The sequence below is a fragment of the Methanogenium sp. S4BF genome, assembly GCF_029633965.1.
In the GTDB taxonomy this organism is placed as follows: domain Archaea; phylum Halobacteriota; class Methanomicrobia; order Methanomicrobiales; family Methanomicrobiaceae; genus Methanogenium.
Genome location: NZ_CP091277.1, coordinates 1898847 through 1917235, shown reverse-complemented (window position 1 = coordinate 1917235; position 18389 = coordinate 1898847). Strand labels below are relative to the sequence as shown.

At 56.4% G+C, this 18389-nt stretch carries 13 protein-coding genes; 6 read left to right on the top strand and 7 right to left on the bottom strand.

What is annotated here, in order from left to right; all coding sequences use genetic code 11:
* Positions 1–84 precede the first annotated feature (84 nt).
* From L1S32_RS09260 to L1S32_RS09250, 3 genes are all read left to right on the top strand, one after another.
* Positions 85–1209: a hypothetical protein gene (locus tag L1S32_RS09260; protein WP_278154794.1), complete on the top strand. Its 1125-nt coding sequence runs from the start codon at positions 85–87 to the stop codon at positions 1207–1209.
* A 241-nt stretch (positions 1210–1450) separates the two neighbouring features.
* The gene (gene pepD / locus L1S32_RS09255; protein WP_278154792.1) at positions 1451–2947 is read left to right on the top strand and encodes a beta-Ala-His dipeptidase; all 1497 of its coding nucleotides are present in this window, start codon (positions 1451–1453) and stop codon (positions 2945–2947) included.
* A gap of 328 nt (positions 2948–3275) precedes the next feature.
* The gene (locus L1S32_RS09250; RefSeq protein WP_278154790.1) at positions 3276–3452 is read left to right on the top strand and encodes a hypothetical protein; all 177 of its coding nucleotides are present in this window, start codon (positions 3276–3278) and stop codon (positions 3450–3452) included.
* Between the two features lie 160 nt (positions 3453–3612).
* Here L1S32_RS09250 and L1S32_RS09245 read toward each other — a convergent pair whose 3' ends face one another.
* From L1S32_RS09245 to L1S32_RS09235, 3 genes are all read right to left on the bottom strand, one after another.
* Complete coding sequence (locus L1S32_RS09245) at positions 3613–6918, bottom strand: AAA family ATPase (protein ID WP_278154788.1); 3306 nt, start codon at positions 6916–6918, stop codon at positions 3613–3615.
* Positions 6915–8156, bottom strand: a complete 1242-nt coding sequence (locus L1S32_RS09240; protein ID WP_278157078.1) for an exonuclease SbcCD subunit D C-terminal domain-containing protein — start codon at positions 8154–8156, stop codon at positions 6915–6917. Before L1S32_RS09240 ends, L1S32_RS09245 begins: the two co-directional genes overlap by 4 nt.
* A gap of 364 nt (positions 8157–8520) precedes the next feature.
* Entirely contained in the window at positions 8521–10623 is a 2103-nt protein-coding gene (locus L1S32_RS09235) for a histidine kinase N-terminal 7TM domain-containing protein (protein ID WP_278154786.1), read from the bottom strand.
* A gap of 117 nt (positions 10624–10740) precedes the next feature.
* Between L1S32_RS09235 and L1S32_RS09230 the strand changes: the two genes are divergently transcribed.
* Complete coding sequence (locus L1S32_RS09230) at positions 10741–10902, top strand: hypothetical protein (protein ID WP_278154784.1); 162 nt, start codon at positions 10741–10743, stop codon at positions 10900–10902.
* 195 nt (positions 10903–11097) lie between these two features.
* On the top strand, positions 11098–13347 hold the full coding sequence (locus L1S32_RS09225; protein ID WP_278154782.1) for a hydrophobe/amphiphile efflux-3 (HAE3) family transporter: 2250 nt from the start codon (positions 11098–11100) through the stop codon (positions 13345–13347).
* A 254-nt stretch (positions 13348–13601) separates the two neighbouring features.
* Here the strand turns inward: L1S32_RS09225 and L1S32_RS09220 are convergent, their stop codons facing one another.
* The 4 genes from L1S32_RS09220 to L1S32_RS12020 all read right to left on the bottom strand — a co-directional run bounded on the left by L1S32_RS09220 (position 13602) and on the right by L1S32_RS12020 (position 18148).
* Positions 13602–15014 (bottom strand): MFS transporter, encoded by a 1413-nt coding sequence (locus L1S32_RS09220; RefSeq protein ID WP_278154781.1) that lies wholly within the window; start codon positions 15012–15014, stop codon positions 13602–13604.
* Positions 15015–15078: 64 nt separating this feature from the next.
* On the bottom strand, positions 15079–16479 hold the full coding sequence (locus tag L1S32_RS09215; RefSeq protein WP_278154778.1) for an MFS transporter: 1401 nt from the start codon (positions 16477–16479) through the stop codon (positions 15079–15081).
* Between the two features lie 30 nt (positions 16480–16509).
* Positions 16510–18069 carry a sodium:solute symporter family protein gene (locus L1S32_RS09210; protein ID WP_278154776.1) on the bottom strand — a complete coding sequence of 520 codons (1560 nt, stop codon included), beginning with the start codon at positions 18067–18069 and terminating at the stop codon, positions 16510–16512.
* Complete coding sequence (locus L1S32_RS12020) at positions 18059–18148, bottom strand: hypothetical protein (protein ID WP_347403377.1); 90 nt, start codon at positions 18146–18148, stop codon at positions 18059–18061. Before L1S32_RS12020 ends, L1S32_RS09210 begins: the two co-directional genes overlap by 11 nt.
* Between L1S32_RS12020 and L1S32_RS09205 the strand changes: the two genes are divergently transcribed.
* Positions 18124–18315: a hypothetical protein gene (locus tag L1S32_RS09205; protein WP_278154774.1), complete on the top strand. Its 192-nt coding sequence runs from the start codon at positions 18124–18126 to the stop codon at positions 18313–18315. The two genes, L1S32_RS12020 and L1S32_RS09205, sit on opposite strands and share 25 nt — an antisense overlap.
* The last annotated feature ends 74 nt before the right edge of the window (positions 18316–18389 follow it).

Here is an 18389-nt window from a genome sequence, read left to right as displayed (position 1 = left end):
AGATTCTATGGTATATGGCTATGCCCGGCACTCGGTCGTATGCTGAGCATATTGATAATATAGAATAATGATAAGCCGGTGCTCATGTTCTCGGACAGACGTAACGCATGGGTGAGGCCAAATGCCATTGTCATGATGGTGGTTATGGCGATGTTGTTGATTCTGGTGCAGCCTGTTTCGGCAGGAATAGGAACGAACGATAATGCCGTTGCATCAACGAATGACATTGCGTTCGAAATGTCGCAGGTGGGTGCGAGTGCGGGTGCCATTTCCCCGGTGGTCACGGAAATCGGCATGATATGGGTTTCAATCGATGGAGTTGGCTCAAATGGTGAAAACGGTGCGATCATTCAGGCAGAAAAACCGGCAGGTGCCGTCGTGCGAAAGGCCTATCTGGCAGCAGCAAGCAAAGGATTTAGCGGATACAAAATCCCTGACGGTGGTGTCATGATTGATGGCGCCCCGGTCACATGGGATCTTGAAACTGCCAGCAGTATCTCTTCATGGAACTACTGGGCAGATGTAACCGCTCTTGTTCAGGGAAAGATTGATGCTGCCCCGGCAGGCAGGGTTGACTTCGTCATCACAGAGCTCTGTTCAACTGTGGTAGACGGAGAAATTCTTGTTGTGATCTTTGACGATCCGGCACAGGATCATGACAATACGGTCATCCTGTACTTCGGTGCTCAGGATGTGGCGGGAGACTCGTTTGCGATTACTTTTGCCAACCCAATCGATCTGAATGATCCAAATCTTGCCCTCGATTTCTCCCTTGGTCTCTCCTATGGATATCAGGATGATGACGAACAGTTCAGTCTGATTGATGTTAACGGTCAGCGGCTCTCCTCGTGGGCAGGAGGGAGTGACGATTGTGCGGATGCCTCTCCTTCCAATGGTGCATTATTAACGGTTGGCGGGCTGGATGACAGCACTGCCAATCCTGCAGATCCCTATGCACAACCTCTGGCAGATACCCGCTATGATGATGAGCTGTACAGTCTGCTTCCGTTTGTAAACCAGGGTGATACACAGGTTGTCATCGACATAATCAACCCTTCAATGGATGACAATATCTTCTTTGCAGGGGTTTATCTTCATTCTATGAGAGAGAATCCGATTGGGACCCCTGAATTCCCGACTCTCCTGTTCCCGGTGATGCTCATCGGCGGACTGTTTCTGGTAACTGTTGTTGGAAGAAAGAGAGAGTGATGAAAGAGTAATCACCCTCTTTATCATTTTCCTGCATATACTCCAGTCGCATTTCTGCACGAATTATCATCGCTATTCTATGGATACGGGATATGGTGTCTTTACTGGTAAGATTGCCAAAATGGTCCGGACGCACCGCCTCCGATGATGTTTTTGGATCAGAACCGTGCGAAACAGCCACCCTGTGGAGGGAATCATCATCAGGGATGGTGCTTATCTCTTCTTTTAGCAGGTGAACGAGTTGACAACAGAAGGGCATACAGCCGAAGGTGACAGCCGGACGGACGCAGCAGCGATACGCGAGATATTCGGCCGGATTGCGGCAATCCCCCGCTGTTCCGGATATGAAGGCGGTGTGGCCCGCTTTCTGATGGAACGGGCATCAGCAGCGGGATTTCCAGCAGATGAGGATGCAGCGGGCAATGTCTTCATCACCCGTCCGGGCAATGGGGGAGGGGAGGCTGCACCCGTGATCGTTTTGCAGGTGCATATGGACATGGTCTGTGTGGCAGCCCCTGGCTCCGATCACGATTTTGCCCGTGAGGGCATTGACTGGTACGAAGAGGACGGCATCATCCGGGCACGTGAGACCACCCTCGGGGCAGATAATGGCCTCGGTCTCGCAATAGCGCTGCACCTCATGGAGCATCCGGGAAATACCCACCCCCCTGTCCAGCTTATTGCAACGAGAGAAGAGGAGACGACGATGCACGGCGCCGCCGCCCTCGACTCCGCATGGCTGGCCGGGACGACAATAATCAACCTCGATGATGAGGAAGAGGGCGTCATCACCACCAGTTCGGCAGGGATGATGGCTGTGGGGTTCACCTTCCCTGCCCATCGTATCCGTGTCGGGGGTGCCGTCAGCTGGCAGACCGTGGAGGTGGCCGGCGGCAGGGGCGGCCATTCAGGGATTGAGGCTGGTTCCGGACGGGCCAATGCCCTCTCCCTTTTGGGAATCCTGCTATCGGGGCTCATGGCAGAGACCGGATGTGCGGTTAATTCGATCACCGGCGGTGAGCGGGATAATGTGATACCCGGACAGGCGAGGGCCTGCATCGGCCTTGATCCGGTGGCAGTGAAACAGGCTGTCCGGTTCATCCGTGAGGAGGAGCGTGCCTGCCGGGAAAGATATCGCGAAACAGATCCCGACCTGCGGATACGCATATTCCCGGCGACACCGCAGGAGGATGTCTTTGCCCCGGAGATCGCAGCCGGAGCCGCTTCTCTCCTGGCCGGCCTGCCCGCAGGTGTCTGTGCGATGGATCCGGTTATCCCGGACCTCGTCGCCACCTCATCCAACCCGGCAACGGTCTCTGAGGATAGAGGTGTCCTGATGATTGGCCTCTCTGCACGCAGCAATGATGATGCGGCCCTTGCAGCACTGGGCGATGCGTTCCGGCAGCAGGGGAGAGAAACGGGGGCCACGGTTTTCATTCCGGGTGTCGCACCATCCTGGCACTACCAGGAGGAGTCTCCCATCCGTGAAACCATGAAGGCGGCGTATCGTGGACTCTTTGGCGGGGAGATGCGTCTTCGTGGCCTGCATGCCGGCCTTGAGACCGCCTGGATTGCACAGAAGATACCGGCAGCAGACATCATCGCCATCGGCCCTGATATCCGGGACGCCCACACCATACGGGAATCTGCATCCCTCCCTTCCGCGGGGCGTGTATGTCTGCTCGTCCGGGAGACACTCAGGCGGTCTGTCGACATTCCCCGGAGAGCAGATCGGTAGCTGATTCTGTGATGGCGTCTGACTCGCATATTGTCACTTATAATTGCCTTCGGGGCTGATATCTGCCACTAAACGTTCAAAATGATATTCTGAGAGTTTAGTGGATTATGGGAGGTTATTCGTTTTCATTTTAGCACGTTTGAGTGCTGTGTGATACTGCCTCGCATATCATTTTTTATTTTATTTGCATCACTAGGCCACGGGGAAAGCCGGTATACATCAGTTGCCTGCCTCTCCCTCTCAGTGTGTGAAGATGGTCAAAATGGGAAAAAGTGGTATTTTCATTGTGGTGCTATTGATGTGCCTTTCCATTTCCGCGGTAAGTGCAATGGATATGATCGATTCACAGAACAGCGCCGGTTCTGATGAGATATCCTATCAGACAATTCAGCCTGACGTTTCGTATATAAACAGGCCTACCTGTGTACCGGAATTCCCGGTGGTGGCGCTTCCCCTTGGCATGGTTGTTGGTCTTCTGGGTGCTGCATTCCTGCTTCGTCGCTAATTACCCCTCCTTTTTTTCTCTGTTTATCAATACCGAAAAAAATAGAGGGCGGGGGTACCTGACATTCAGGGATTTCCCGTCACCGAAAAAAGATGAGCTGATCTCCCGCCTCTTTGACGGAGAGTGTCGGAGTATTTCCGTGTATGTCCGGCCCTTTACCTCAGGCACCACACCAAGTCACGCCCGGTCCTTTCGCCGTACTTCTCCCGCCGCTCTCCTTTTTAATCCTGATGACTGTTCCGATACGCTCATGTAAGGCCGGCACATGGGAGATGACACCGATTATCTTTCCCTGATCACGCAGGGAGGAGAGGGTGGCAAGGGCCATCTCGAGGGCATCCGCGTCCAGTGTTCCAAATCCTTCGTCAAGAAAGAGGGAATCGACCTGTATCCTGCCGGATGCCATCGAGGCAAGGCCGAGGGCGAGTGCCAGACTCACCAGAAAACTCTCGCCGCCGGAGAGGTTTCTCGTCGAACGGATGGTGCCTCCCTGGTAGTTGTCTGTTACCGCGAGTTCCAGGGGCAGTTCCGGGCTTTGAATCAGGAGATACCGGTCGTTCATCGCCTGCAGCTGGCGGTTCGCTGATGCGATCATCACCGCAAAGGTGAGGCCCTGTGCGAAGTTGCGAAACTTCTTCCCGTCTGCTGACCCGATGAGGGCATGGAGCTCGTCCCACCGGGCGGTCTCGGTTCGCTGCGCAGCAATCCGTGCCTGCTGTCCGGCATACCTGGCCTCCTCCTCTTCCTGCCGCCTGAGCTGCTGCAGGACTTCACCTCTCCGGGTATTGGCTTCCTGTTCGGCTGTGGTGAGTGCATGCAGATCTTCGGTGAGGGCTTCTTCGTCTTTCACCGGGCCGGTTGAGGAGCGGTGCACCTCCGCTTCTCTCAGTGCGGTCGTATACCGTGCCGCAAGGCCTGCCTGCCACCGCTCAAGACGGTCGCGTACGGCTCTGAGGGCTGCAGTCTCATCCGGTGCAAGGAGGGCAGCTGCAAAGTCATCCTCTGCGAAGAATCCGGCACTGCATACTGCCTCATCAAACTGCTGCTCCGCCTCTTCCCGCTCCTCACGCTGTGTCCGGATAGCCGTCCGGAGGGTTCTGGCTTCTCCTTCCAGCCCTGCATACTCCTGTACAAGCTTTCGGTGCAGTTCCTGCGCCGCTTTATAGACTGCCTCTTTCTCCCGAACTGTCCGGGAGGACTGCTGTTCGACCTCGTCCGGGCTGGCGTCCCCGAAGAGTTCCCGGCGTTTCTCCCTAAGCTGGTACAGGTCTGTCTGCTGCATGGCAGTGCGTACCGCACAGCCCTTTGCGGCGTCGAATCTCTGGATCGCTTGACGGAAGCACCTGATGAGGGTATGGATGGCCCGTGTCTGCTCTTTGAGTGCCCGGATGGCCCTCTCTGCCATATCATAGCGTTCGATTCTCTGACCGGCGGTACTGAGAGCAGCCCGCACCTCCCCCTCCCGGTCCTGTGTATCCGGATCAAGGCCGCGGGCCAGGCACCCGTCCGCCCATGCCTCTTCCCGGTGTGCCGCCCGTTCATGGATGGCGGCGAGCGCCTCCTGTGCAGCCAGTGACTCGCTTTCGCTCCGTGCGATCGCCGAGAGATGCGTTTTTTCCGTGTCCCTGAGTGCGGCGACAGCTGCCCGCTCCCGTCTGAGATCTTCGTCTGCTGCACGGGGCAGCGCCGCTGTGTCCCGGACATACGGATGGCTGGTGGCACCACAGAGTGGGCAGGGCTCCCCGGCCTTCAGGTGAGAGCGCTCCTCCTCCAGATCACGGACCCGTGCGGCCAGGCGGGCAGTCTCCTCCATCTGCTCTGCAAGGCGCTCCCGTGATTCCCGTTCGCGAATGCAGGCTGCCTGTGCCGCCCGGTGGTTTGCGGCCTCTTCTTTCTTCTTCTGGATGCGTTCGGCGAGTTCACGGCTCCGTCTGTCATCATCCGCAGCGTCTGTGAGGCGGTCAAAGAGCCTGTTCAGATGGGTTATCCGCTCCTGGCAGGCGGCTCTCTCTCTGCGGAGGGCGTCAGGATCTGCGTACCAGAGTGCCCCGTCCAGTGCCTCTTCCAGGGAATTAACCTTTCCTTCTGCATCGGTGCATATCCGTGCGGTGTCCGGGGGAAGTGGCGATGCGGCATTACCCGGGACGGCGTCTCCCACCTGTGCAGCGATTCCCGTAAGTGCTGCAGAAACAGTGGTGGTGTTCACTGCTATGCGGTGTTCTGCGAGGAACCATGCCACCGCGTCAGCTGCTGCCGGGGAGACGGCACCTGCTTCTGCTGCCTCCCGCAGTTCTTTCCGGGCCTCCTCCCAGTCATGGTCTGCTCTCTCCGCTTCCCTGACCAGTTCCCGGAGCCGGTCTTCCGCGGCCCCCTTCTGCATGTCAAGGGCCCGCACCTTCCGTATGACCGGCCCTGTTCGTTCTGCCTGTTCCTGTGCGTCCCGAAGCGCCTCGTGCTGAAGCATGACGGCCGCCTCTGCCTGCCGGACCGCCTCTTTGTGTATTGGCAGTGCTGCTTCAAGCCGGGTGAGAGCTGCCTTGTCATTCTGCTCACCTTCCCGGAGGGTCGTCACCCGGCGGTAGGGCCCTTCCAGTGCGGCAGCCGCTTCCCCTTTGCGGAGGCGGCTGAGCGGTTCCTCTGCTGCAGCCCGTTCTTCGGTCCAGTCTGCCTCTTCCCGTTCCGTCTCGGAGATCACGCGGGCAATTCTCTCCTGCTCCCGGTGCCAGGCGATCCCTGTTCTGCAGCCTCGTATCTCCTCCTGCAGGGCATCTGTGTTCTGTATGAGGGCTGCCTCCTCCTCCCTGAGTGTTGCTGTTTCTTCATCCGAAAGCAGGGTGATTCCGCTGCCCTCCGCCTCCATCACCTTCAGTTTATCCTGCTCATCCCGTCTCCGCTGATGGACGGCAACCGAGATTCTGGAGTAGATCTCCGTTCCTGTGATCTGCTCAAGCAGCGGGGAGCGGTCATCAGGCGAAGCGTTTAAGAATGCCGCAAAGTCACCCTGTGCGAGCATCACCGAACGGGTAAACCGGTCGTAGTCCATACCGGTCAGCTCCTCGACCCGTTTGGGCACCTCACGTTTTCGTGTCGTAAGAATCTCCCCGGTGAGCACATCTGCAATCTCATGGTGCGGTGTCTGGAGTGCACCGTCCGGCCTCCCGTGTGCACGGTCCTGTGCCCATGTACACCGGTACACCCCGCCTGCTGTGGCAATCTCCACCTCTGCACTGCACTCCGCCGCCTGGCGGTGCATAATTTCATTTGTCGATTTGCTGATGGTTTTGAGCCGGGGCGTGCACCCGTAGAGGGCGAGGCAGATGGCATCCAGAATGGTTGTCTTCCCCCCGCCGGTTGGTCCGGTGATCGCAAATATCCCGTCTGCAGTGTAGGCTTCGCCGGTGAAATCAAACTCCCAGTTTCCGGCAAGCGAGTTAAGATTGTTCAGCCGGATCTTCCGGATTCTCATAACGGCGCCCCTCCGAATGGTTCATCGGCGTCCAGTTCCCTGAGCACTTCCCGGAATGCGGTCATCAGCCGCCCCTGCTGGTCGGGGGGAATATCTGCGGTTTCCATGCAGCGTTCGAATACCTCGGTCTCCGTCAGTTCTGCAAGTTCCTCGCAGGACTGGTATGCCGAGAGTGCTGCAGAAACGAGACGGGCATCCTTCACCTTCAGGATCTCAATCTCTGTCCCTTCTGCCATCGCAGTCACCTCTCCCATCAGGTCACCCGGAATGGCGGCACCGTCGTATATCACCTCGGCCCAGACCGGGCCACCGTCCTCTCTGAGTGCATGTATCCTGCGGCTGATTGTTGGGAGATCCCCCTGAATGGTGGCGAGCCGGTGGAACTGAGGGACCGGGACGGAACGGACGGCAGCAGGCATTCCCGGCATGGTGGTCACAAGAATTACCTCCTTTTGCTGTTCGGCCTCCCCGAATCCGACCGGCACCGGAGATCCGGGATAGCGTATGGTTTCAATGCCTGCCACGGTCTGGGGGACATGGAGGTGCCCGAGGGCCACATATGCGGCCTCCTCTGCAAAAATATCCGCGCCGACCCGTTCAATGAAGCCTGCGACCTGTTCGCGGACGCCATCGCCATCAATGGTCGTCCCCCCGGCAACAAAGAGATGTCCCGTGATGATCACCGGCACCGCCGGCCCGGTGGATGGCTGCATGGCACAGGCCGCATCCCATGCCTCACGGTACAGGGACCGTACGCCCTCTCTCATCCGGCCCGCTCTCTCATGAATGGAGCTTCCGGGCACCGAGCGGCGTATATCCCTGTCACGGAGGTAGGGAACCGCGGCCACGATGAGGTCCGGTTCTCCATCCGGCCCGTTCAAAAGAAAGGTGTTTCCCGGCCTTCCTTCACCTGCTGTTCCCACGACATGAATATTGAGGGCTGCGAGGATCTCCTGCGGCGCCTCAAGGAATGCCGGAGAGTCGTGGTTTCCCGCCGTGATGATGATATGGCGGCAGCCTGCCGCTGCCGCTGCGGTCAGGAACTGGTAATAGAGTGTCTGGGATCGGGCAGACTGGGTCCCGTTGTCAAAGATGTCCCCGGTCACGAGCAGGAGGTCAACGTCCTCCCGATGTATAATATCCGCCAGCCAGGTGAGAAATGCCTCTGCCTCAGCGTCCCGGCGGCGCCCGCAGAGGGTCATACCGAGGTGCCAGTCGGCAGTGTGGAGGACCTTCAGATGTCGCCGCCCCCTTCTGAGAAATGAGCTGCGGCCGTATTGTGGGCCGTATGGATGGTTCTGCCCTGCATATGGTGTTTGCGTCTTTCTGCTATCATAAAGGAGTGGTCTGCGGAGTGAAACTGTTGTCTGTGAAGCCGGTGACTGAGTGTCATAGAAATATCACACAAATCTGCTGTATTCTCTGGTCCGAAAAGAAGTTGTTTCGAGGCTTATATCGTTGTATCGAAGGGTGTTTCAGGCAGAGGGAAAATGGTGTCCGTTTTTGTTCGTCATCCCGGTTTCCCGGTGCGAAAGATCTCCTGTGAGAAAGAGGAGAAGTGATGGTAGTGCAGATGGTCCCTTCCCGGCCCTCCTGCCAGCACTATTCCCGATAGGCGCGGTATCCGCCCTTTGGGATGTGCATCACAAACCGTGAGCCTTCTCCTTCCTTTCCTTCCTCAGTGATGGTAATGAAAGTGAGGGCGAGGATCTCTCTGCTCAGGAAGAGGCCGAATCCGGTATTCTGCCCGTACCCCTGTTTGAATATTTTCTCCTTGAGCTCCTCCGTCACACCCCGGCCGTCATCTTCCACAATCAGGCAGGCCTCACGATCCCTGTGCTCAAAGCGCACGGTCACCGTTGTCACATTGCCACCGTGGCGGTGGGCGTTTTCAAAGAGGTTCTCCAGCACCTTCCGAAACATCGGGTCAACATAGATTTCCAGTGTACCAGTATTGCAGAAGAATGTGATACCGGTCCGGCTGACTACGCCTTTGGCCCGTGTGGCCACGTCTGCAACATTCTGCCATGAAGGGGTGAAGGTGCCGAGGTCTTCATAATCCCGGGTGAACGAGAGCTGGTCTTCGATCATCGCAGCGGCATGGTCAATCTGGGCGACTCTTTCTCTCAGCTCTGGTTTCATCGTCCCTTCGGCCTCCATTTCGGCGAGTTCTGCCACCATCCGAATTACCATCACCTGGTTGAGGACATCATGCCGGGTTATTGATGTGAGCAGTTTGATCTTTGTGTTCGCCTCCATAATGGCGGCACGGGCTGCATGGTGCGTGGAGACGTCCTGAGTGATGCCCACCACCCATATGGGTCTTTCGGCCTCGTCCCGTTCAATGATCTGGCCGGTGATCTGGATCCAGCGGCCCTTATTCGGGTTCCCGACCGGAAACTCAACGGAGAAGGTGTTCTTTCCCCCGTGGAGAATCTCTGTAAACGGCTGGTCAAGTGCGCCCTCATATCCGTTCTTCAGGTAGTGCTTCATCTGGTCCATGAGGGCTTCTATGGTGGTGACATTCTGAATTGCACGGTCAGCAAGGGGGTTCTCGTAGGTTACATAGCCGGTTCCTTCACGCCACTCCCACGAGGCCAGACCGGCCCCTTCCATTGCTATCTTCAGCCTGAGTTCATTTGCCTTCATCTCCTCTTCTATCCGTTTTCGTTGTGTTGCGTCACGGATGAGGATGATTGTCCCACCTGACCGGAAGTCGTATCCCTCTACCCTGCTGACGGTCAGGTCAGACCAGCATTTTTCTCCGGCACTGTCTGTGTGCGATACTGTGAGTGAACGGGCCTTTCTGAGATCAGCCAGACTGGTCCCGAATACTCTCCCCAGAAGTGCATCGGCAGATGAGGTGACTGCCGCTTTTTCGGTTATGCCTGCAGCCTGGCAGGCGGCACTGTTGATATCAATGACCACACCGTTTCCGTCTGCAACAATAACTCCTTCATGAATCTCGGTGATGATACGGGTTCGTGCAAACGGCATGATACTGAAAAGACGCAGCCAGAATATGGTGATGAAGATGAGGATGGCACTCAGGGCGAAGAAGAGCGGGGTGAGGTCGGCAGTCTCGGCACCAACCACGACAAAGATTGAGATGATATTGGCGGTGAAGGGAATGAGGGCGCTGAAGATCAGGAGATGTACCTGCCGCCGGAAGTGCCGGGGAGAGGAGATCAGAAGGCTTGCAAGAAGTACCAGGGCGCTTGCTATCAGGGCGTAGGAGTAGACGAGGTGTACCCAGAACCAGATGCCGTATGGGCCGGTGTAGTTGTTGAATATCCAGAGCCAAGGGTCGGGGAGCTGCAGATAATACAGGCCTGTCCAGGCATTGGTGAGCAGAATGCCGATGCTGATTGCCGGAAGAATAGCGATTACGGTCCGGTGCCAGACCTGCATCTCCTCGTCCTTTCCGGTATAGGCGAGCGTAAAGAAGAAGAACGCAAGCGGTGTGATGATGATGAAGATGAACTTTATTCCTGAGAACACGAACTTCAGGGTGATGTCAGGCACAGCGACGATAACGGCGTCACAAAAGAGCCACCCGGTCAGTGAAGCGGTGGTGTATGAGAGCCATACCGTTCCGCGTGTGTCATTCCGGGACCGGAGCACATATGCAATACCTCCGGTGATACATGCCGTTCCCAGTAAAAGCACAAATACGATTAGCTCCGGGGTATTCATCGTCATCATCGCTCTCTATGCTGCTCTCTGATCTGTTATTTGTGGATTGTTCTGTCAGATGACGCTGTAGATTGGTTTATATTGGGTTTCTGTATTAATGATGGTATAGATGGGTGTAAGGCCGTCGTGCTATGGGGTAAGGAGCGGCCCTCCCTGATCTCCGGTCTTTCGACAGCAGAACTGAACCATCCTGCCCGAAGTATTCCGCGCTTCGGGACGCCACAGGATGCACTGTCGTTAGCGATGCCGGTAATGAAATCCTCATCCGGCTTCTCAATCATTCGATGATCCGATAATCCCTGCCTTTCATACGGTCTCCATCGTTTTGGCACTATTCCCCGGGTAAACTGGCATAGTGTGCACCTTTTAATATCTCAGACGTTGTTGTTTTTTAAGTAACAACAGTTGGGGCCACGTGTTTCGGCCTGCCCCTGCATCCGTGGATCTCCTGAACACATACAATAGTAAAAACCGAGTGATAGCATGCAGTCACCATTTGCCCTTCTGGCCAATTCAATAATCAATCACCCAAAGACCGTTGCAGCGGTAGCCATTGGCGTGATCCTGGTGATGATCTTCTTTGCGTCCGGCGTTCAGATGAAGACCGGCACCGAGACCTATGTGGACATCAACTCACCCTCAGGTTCCCTCATCAAACACTATGAGGATACGTATAGCTCTGATTCTGTCATTCTCATGTTCGAGGGTGATGCGGTCTATATGCCCGAGATGCTGGATTATCTCCGGGACCTCTCGGATGATATTGAGAACGAATATCAGGTCGTCTCGGTACTGAGCGTAATCGACCTGATTAATCTCTATAACGGCGGGGTGATACCCGGATCTGAAGCAGAGATAAAAAACATCGTCAATCAGCATAAAGATGTCATTCCCGGTGCCTCGACGACCGGTGCAATGACCCTGATGCAGGTGATCGTGCAGCCCGGTCTCTCCGACTCCGCCGCTACCGCCGCCCTCAATAACATTCGCTCCGTGGTAAGTGCCCATTCTCCGCCGCCCGGAATTTCTGTGACGGTTACGGGAACCGCGGCATTCTCTGATGAGATGAAGACCTCGATGGGATCATCCACCGGGATGCTGATTGGCCTTGCGATGCTGTTGATGGTCGTTGCGATGGCATTTCTCTTCGGACATGTGCGCTACCGCTTCCTGCCGGTATTTATTGTGATGATGGGTGTCATCGTCTCCTTTGGTATGATGGGCGCAAGCGGCACCGGGCTCACCATGATGGTGATGGCAGCCTTCCCGGTGATGATCGGTATCGGTATCGATTACGCCATCCAGTTCCAGACCCGGTTCGATGAGGAGGTGCGCAAAGGCTCCATTGACGAGGCGGTCTATACCACCATCACCCAGTCAGGCAGTGCCGTTGCCATTGCGATGGTCGCCACCTCGCTTGGATTTATCGCGCTTGCCATGGCACCGTTCCCCATGGTGGTTGATTTTGGGGTGATCTGTGTGGTCGGTGTTCTCTCCTGCTATCTCTGTGCACTGGTCATCGTCCCCACCTTTGCCAAACTGGTGCATTACCGGCCCCTGGAACCGAAATCTCACAAAAACGGCACTGGAAACAAGGTTTCCATGATGGAGCGCTATGACATTGTGCTCGGAAAGGTAGCCGGATGGATAGCTGACCACCCGGTCGGAGTACTCCTTCTTGTGGGTTGTATTGCGATGATCGGCATCCCCCTTGATGACAAGATTGTCATCAACACCGAAGAGGAGGCGATGGTGCCGCCGACGATGCCTGCCAAGGTGAGCATGGAAAAACTGGGCAGTGCGATGGGGTCGACCTCCACGATACCACTCGTAGTGCGCAGTGACGACATCTTTGAACCCGATACGTTGCGCTGGATGTATGCATTCACCGAATATGAAAAACTGAAGCATAGTGAGATCACCGGTGCAACGAGCATTGCCAGCGTCCTTACCTCGATGAACGGCGGTGTCCTTCCGCAGGACCGTGAACAGATTGCCGCCCTCTTGAAACTCGTTCCTGAGACTACCCTGTCGCGGTACACGGATGGCCAGATGGAGGCGGTCATTGAGTTTTCCACCGAGGATCTGGACCTTAACAGTATGAAGGCGCTTCTTGATGAGATGCGTGTTGACCTTGGGTGGTACGAGAATGACCCCGGTACGACTACGGTCTTTACCGGCACGCTGGTGCTCTTTGGTGACATGATCGACGGCATCACCGAGTCCAAGAGCGACATGAACCTGATGGGATTCGGCCTGATATTTGCCTTCCTCATCCTTATTTACCGGAAGGCTACGGCTATAACGCCGATTATCCCGATCATCATGATCGTCGGGTGGAACGCGGTCATCATGTATGTACTCGGTCTGGAGTACAACATCCTCACTGCAACCCTTGGTGCGATGACCATCGGAGTCGCATCCGAGTATACGATCCTCATCATGGAGCGGTATGATGAGGAACGCGAACGGGGGCTTTCGTGCCACGATGCAATCCAGACCAGTATCCAGAAGATCGGAACCGCGATTACCATCTCCGGTCTGACAACGGTTTTCGGCTTCTCCGCCCTGACGCTCTCGGAGTTTCCCATCATGGCCAACTTCGGCCTGGTGACCGTGATCACGGTGGCCTTCTCTCTCATGGGTGCGATTCTTGTGATGCCTGCGGTGCTTGCCATTACCAGCAGGATTCAGGACTGGCTTGCAGCACGAAAACCTGCAAACGCGTTCTGAGGTGGACGCACAAAAATGCAGGGTCCGGTCTTTCGGCCCTGCACTGTTCGTTTCTTTTTTTTTCCATTCCGCCGGACAGCGGCCTGTTCTTCAGATGGCGGGATACATCAGTGAAACGGGGCAATAATCAGTCCCATGGCACTCATTCGCCCGGATGGCTCTTCATTGCATGACTCTCTCATGCGATTCAGGAACCGTATGTGCGGGACAGATCACAGGAGAATGGGCGTACTCTCTCGTGTTTCTGATACGGATTATCTGCTCTGGTCTGCCGGAGCATCCCGGAGGTTCCCCCGCACCGCTGAGAACCAGACGCCTGCGGTGCAGAGGAAGCCGAATGCCAGAAAGGCGTAGTGTGTCGCCGTGAGGAGTTCTTCGGTCATGCCAGGTGTGATGATGACGGTTCCGATCACGATAGAGAATGCCATCATTGCAATGGTCATGGAGAGGTTCTGGCCCAGCACCCGCATGGTGGCGGCGGTGGCAGATGCAATGCCTGCCTGTGCGTTCCCAACCGAGCTCATAATGGAGTTCATATTGGGGGGTGAGAAGATGCCGTAGCCAAGCCCAAGGACCATCAGCACCGACACGATGAAGAAAAAGGGCGTTTCTCTTCCGATAAAGGAGAGGAGAAAGAGGCAGGCGGTGACGATGGCCATGCCTGCGGTGGCGAGGACGCGGGGCTCGATGCGGTCCGAGAGCCTGCCTGCTACAGGCGCTGTCACAGCCATGAGGACGGGTTGTGCAAGGAGGATGGTGCCTGCCGCCTGTGGGGAAAGGAGTCTGATATACTGGAGATAGAGGGAGAGGAGGAAGGTAACTGCATAGGTGGATGAATAGTTGATGAGTGCAGCGATATTTGAATAGGTGAACCCCCGGTTGCCGCGGAGGAGGCGGACAGGGAAGATCGGTTCGTCTGTCCGGGTTTCCCAGCAAAAGAAGCCGAGAAGGCCACAGGCGCCTGCAAGGGCAAGGCCTGCCGCCCAGATGGCAGGCAGGCGGGAGGCGCCTAGGATGAGAAGGATGAGGGAGACCCCGTAGATTACCGTCCCCGGATAATCAAACACACGCTCTGGTGCGCTATTTTTGTCCTTTGGGATGACAGAATATCCGACGGCCAGAGCGGCGAGGATGGTCGGTGCCGTCACCAGAAAGAGGGCCCGCCACCCGAGATAGCCGGTGATGATGCCGCCGAAAAACGGGCCGGCGGCGAGGCTTACATAGACGACGGCCGTATTGATGCCGATAATTTTTCCCCGCTCCTGCAGGGGGTAGTTGGTGGTCAAAAGCGGGAGGGCGGTTGCAAAGGTCATTGCACTCCCGAATCCGGTGATGGCCATCCCTGCCATCAGCAGCCAGAATGAGGGTGCCAGCCCGGCACAGATGAGGCCGGTGCCCATGATGGCTATTCCCAGAAGGAAATATCTCCGTCTCCCGAGCATATCAGCCGTCTTACCGAAGGGCAGCAGGAACATGGCATAGGGAAGGAGAAACGCGGTCGGGACCCATCCCAGCAGGGTGGCCGGGACCCCGAATGCCGCTGCAATGAGGGGCAGGGCAATCTGGACACCTGAGGAGATGAAAGGAGTTGCAAAGGAGGCAAGGCAGACGGCGAAAAGAATCACCGTGAGGGTGCGTCTCGGCAGCGGGGATGTGGCAGTATCCATGGAAAACTCCGGTATATACCTCTGTTGGCATAGCAGGGAATGAATGTTGGGGAGGGAAGTGTGCTTATTCGTCCCGGAGGTTGCCACGGGCCGCAGAGAACCAGATGCCTGCGCCGCAGAGACCGGCACAGATGGCAAAGCAGACCTGCACCGCAAGCAGGAGTTCACCGGTGACTGCAGGGCCGAACTCCACACCGCCGATGACGATGGAGAATATCATCATCGCAATTGCCATCGAGAGCATCTGGCCAACGACCCGCATGGTCGCGGCGGTCGCCGAGGCGACACCGGCGGCATGGTCGGGCAGGGCGCTGATGATGGAGTTCATATTCGGGGAGGAGAAGATGCCGAATCCGCATCCGACGACGATGAGCAGGCCTGCCACAACGGGGAGGGAGGTATTTGGCCCGAGGAGTGCGAACCCCGCAAGTCCCCCTGCGACGATGGCCATGCCGGCGGTGGCAGGTATCCGGGGTTCAACCCGGTCAGAGAGTCTCCCTGAGAAGATGACGACGAGGGTCATCACGGCGGGCTGGGTGATGAGGATGATGCCCGCAAAACCGGGCGAGAATCCCCTGACGCCCTGCAGATAGAAGGAGAGCAGAAATCCGATGGCAAAGGTGGCGGCGTAGCTGATCAGTGCTGCGATATTCGAGTAGGTAAATATCCGGTTGCCGGCAAAGGCCCGCACGGCAAAGATTGGGTTTTGGACCCGCGCTTCCCACCAGAGAAAAGCTCCCAGTCCGGCTGTCCCTGCCGCTGCAAGAAGCCCGCCCTGCAAGTCGGGGATCCGGGAGAGGCCGGTGATGAGCAGGATGAGGGCGGATGCATAGATGAGTGCCCCCGGATAGTCGAATCTGCCGCCCTGTCGGCCGGTTCCCCGGGTTGCGGGGATGTCACGCACACCCGGGATAAATGAGAGAACAGCGATGCCTGCCGCCAGCGCGAAGACAGCCCGCCAGCCGAAGGCACCGCTGATGATGCCGCCGATGAAGGGCCCTGCGGAGAGTGCAATATAGATGATGGACGTATTGATGCCGATGACCGTCCCGCGTTCCCGCAGGGGATAGTTCATCGTGAGAAGGGCAATGCCGGTTGCATAGATCATTGCACTTCCGATGCCTGCCGCAAACATCATCCCGAAGAGCGGCCAGAACCCCGGGGAGAGGGCGGCACCTCCAAGCGAGACGGCCATCACGAGGATGCCTATAAGAAAGATCTGTCTCTGCCCGAGGGTGTCAGCAATTCTGCCGAACGGGATAAGAAAGATTGCGGAGGCAAGCAGGTATGCGGTGGGGATCCAGCCGACAAGGTCTGCATCCACCATGAATTCTGCGGCGATAAGGGGGAGGGCAATATTGATGGCAGAACCGATAAAGGGCAGAATAAATGTGGCGGCGCTGGATGCGATGAGAATGGCCCGGAGTCTTTTCCGGGAAAAGGAAGGAGGGGATCTACTGTCCATCAGAAGGAGAAATGTTCATTGTGGACAGGGTTAAGGGTTATGCAGGCGGCATCTCTTCTCGACGGCCAGGATTGTCAGGAGTGCGGCTGCTGACAGGGGGAGGGCAATGACAATCGGGTTTACCACGCCCCATGGCATCGGAAGAACGGACTGCACCCCGAAAAGGGCATCTGATATGCCGAGAACGGATGACTCCTTTACGTGAACGAATGCGGTCCACAAAAACCATGACCCCGCGCCTGCCAGGATGCTTATTTTTGCGGCATAGACGGATGGTTTCTCTGCATAGAGTGCATGAGCATATGCCGGAATGAAGGATGCCGCACATAGACCCATGAATATGACGGTGGCCCGCGCAATGATGTTAGCAGGCAGGGCATAGGCAATGACCGTGCTGACAACAATCATCGCAAGCGTTCCGAACTGAATCGCAGTCATTGATGGCTTCTCCTCCTTAACCAGGGGGTTTAAATCATATCCTATGGTGGTTCCCATCGTGTGGAAGAGAGAACTCAGGGTGGACATTGCCGCTGCCAGAAGGGCGAGCATAAAGATGATGATAAAGAGATCCGGCATGGCAGAGTTGATGTACAGCGGAATGATGCTGTCCACATTCCCTCCGGCGGCATCAACTGCAAGGATGCCGGAATTCTCCATAAACCAGACATTGGTAAGGGGCCCGACGGTGAATGCGACCCCGGTCATCATCAGTACAAACGGCCCCCCGATCATGACCGCCCGGTGAATCGAGCGGTTATCTTTCACGGTCATGAACCGGACAGCAAGCTGGGGCTGGGCCAGCACCCCGATGCCCACTCCGAGGACCATGGTGGTGATCATGGTGAGCCATATCGGCGACAGCAATTCCGGCATGGACGCCCAGCCTGTCATACCGGCTGCGGCAAGGTTCTCCGGCACCAGCGGTGCAAGTGCATCGAGTGCGGCGTTTGCCGTACTGACTCCCCCGAGGTATATGTAGGTCAGGGCGAGCAGAATTGTCATCCCGACAAACATGATCGCACCCTGGAGTGCATCGGTGTACATCACGGCGATAAGCCCGCCGAGGATAACATAGAGCGCCACAATCGCCGCGAATGCAAAGAGGGCAGTATCGTAGGGGATGGTGAGCGTTGTCTCGATGAACCGTGCACCGCCGATGAGAATTGCCGCTGTGTATATCGGCATGCTGACGATGATGATGAGCGCCGATACTTTTCTGATAAAGGGTGACTGATAGCATTTCCCCAGAAGATCCGGGTATGTGAGGGCGCCTGTTGCATGCCCGAGGCTCCGTGTCCTCTTTCCGAACAGGATGAATGCCGCAAGAACGCCGACGCCGATGCAGAAAACGGTCAGCCACACGAGGCCCATGCCAAGCTGTGCTGATATGCCACCGAATCCGACGATGGCGGATGTGCTGATAAAGGTCGCACCATAGGAGAGTGCAAGCACCACCGGATTGATTCGTCTTCCGGCGATCAGGAAATCATCGCTTCCTTTTGTCTGGCGGTAGCCGATATATCCGAGAAATATCACTGCTCCAAGGTAGACAAGCGTGATTGCAGCAAACGTCAGGGTGTCAACTGCCATCTTCCAAACCCTCTTCAGAGCCTTTTTTCCAGTTTATGATGCCGTACGCTATACATGCTGCCGTCAGGAGAGCTGACAGCAGGTAACCTGCCCAGATACCAGGATCAGAAATTCCAAACATGGGATAAACCTCTCGGTATTGAGAATGGTGACCAGAATACACGGGCTGTCGGATTTTTGTGTTATCCGAAAGCCCTATCTAAAGCTGATAAAGCTAAAAAAACCAAAGAAAAAAACAGGGCCTGAGGTAAGGGATACGATCCCTGTCCCATTGCCGGCAATGCTGTCTTCGGTCATATTCAAAATACCTGAGCTGAGTT